The following is a 2,028-nucleotide window of genomic DNA, read 5'->3' as shown; positions in this document are numbered from 1 at the left end:
ATAACCATCATTATCTTCATCTTCTTCTCCGTCTGTTACGCCATTACCGTCGGTATCATTGTTCTTCGGATCTAAGTTAGAAGCGTTTTCATCACTATCGTTAACGCCGTCATTATCATCATCTGTATCTGTTATATCTGCAACTGTATCTTTATCAGTGTCTCTATTAACACTGATAATAAATGTTTCGACAGTTTGTCCACCTTGACCATCATCTACTGTTACTTGAACTTCATAGTCACGAACTTCCTCAGTATCTTTCCAATCATTTACTTGTGGAGTACCTTCTATTTTTCCAGTTTCTTCATTATAACTAACGCCTTCAGGTAAGTTTGTAACCGTTGTAGTTAACGGATCATTGTCATCATCTTGAGATGTAATGCTAATAGGAGTTATACTTTCCCCCTCTGTAATAATTTGATTCTCAATAGAATCAATTGTAGGGTCATTATTACCTATTTCTGGTTCATCATCAATAATATCTGGTACACCATCATTGTCATAGTCATAAAAATCTAGATATGATGTAGCATAAGAACCTTTTAAAGGCTGGAATGGTGACCCATTATCAGACCCTGCTGGTCGATTATCTACATAATCTGCCTCTAACCAAGATGAAAAATCTAAGCGTGCATCTTCTGTACTTTCATTTAAATCTTCAGCAATTTTTTCTAAAGTAACACCAGGAAGTAATGAATAAGATAATGTATAACTTCTTGATTGTCCTAATGTACCATAAAATACATTTCTATCTAATTCACCTCTAGCACTATTTAAATCTCTAATTGTATTATTATCTAGGATTGAGATGCTATCTACTTTACTAGTATCAACCAAGCCATTGTCGTCTGCAAAAACATTAACAACTCTATTTTCGCTGATTTTATTACCATTTTCATCTGAAACGTAAAGTTCAATGTTATTTAAGTCTATATAAGGTAATAAATCCTGAGGGATTTGTTCTTTAATATATAAGACCCAATTATAGTCTGATTGTAAAAAGTTTTCGTTTGGTTTAAATGTATGAACCGAATCTAAGGTTTTATTGTCTTTGTTATAGCGAATTTGATTCTTTATTTTTCCAGCTATAAAACCTGTACTCTTGCTGTTGTCTACGTCTGTTTCAACAGTTGGGCTAATAAATGATGTATCAATACTCTCAACAACAACTTCACCTTCATTATTAGTCCAAGTATGTAGGACATATACAGGTTTATCATTTGTATAACCTAAAGACTGCAGTGTTTGATTATCTTTTAAATTAATAATTAAATCATGATTGGTAACAACACCAATTAATCCAGAATTAACCGTCCGACCGTTCACTGGCGCACTCCAGTTTGATCCATCACTATTTGATGTCATTTGAACACCATTTAAAGTAATAGATTCAATTTGACTTGAAAATGCTTCTTGTGGGAATGATAAATTAATATTACCTCCATTTCTAAATTGACCTGAAGTAGCTAACCATTTTGTTAATTGCAATTTAATTGAACTACTATCTGCATTTTTAAATTGATTTAACCCAGCATATCTTAAAGATGTATCTTCATTTACTGTTGTTACATCATACTTTAAATCTCTCAATAAGTATGCTAAATCAGTATCAGTTGGAAATTGATATTTTGTTTCATTTGGTATATCAGCTGCTAAAGTATTAATTGCTGACAACATACGATTTGCTCTAGTAGCCAATGGCTGTTCACTATCAATCTCGTTAGACAAGTTTATTAAAGCCGCCTTCAAAATCTCATCATTAATTTCTTCTGTTGTGGCATTATTATAGTCTACATTAGCAATTTCTATAATCGCATCTGCTTCTTCTTCAGATAACTGCTCTGTTAAATATTGATTCACTATTTCCTCTTTATTTTCTGTATTTTCAAGCTGTTCTTGTAAAGTGGAAGTATTAGTGTTTAAATCAGTATCCTCTGTTACTTCTTCAGTACTTGGTTGCTCTTCTTTTGTTGTCTCTTCAGTACTTGGTTGCTCTTCTTTTGTTGTCTCTTCAGTACTTGGTTGCTC

General features: G+C 32.6%; 1 protein-coding gene. It reads right to left on the bottom strand.

The genetic code is table 11. From position 1 onward, the window contains the following. Nucleotides 1-2,028 (bottom strand): Ig domain-containing protein (locus CD147_RS12170; RefSeq protein ID WP_240621116.1); only part of this gene is annotated, 2,028 nt, incomplete at both ends.

This window comes from Staphylococcus devriesei (assembly GCF_002902625.1).
GTDB classification, from domain to species: domain Bacteria; phylum Bacillota; class Bacilli; order Staphylococcales; family Staphylococcaceae; genus Staphylococcus; species Staphylococcus devriesei.
Note: the sequence above shows the minus strand (reverse complement) of the source record. Positions and strands in the feature narration are given on the sequence as shown.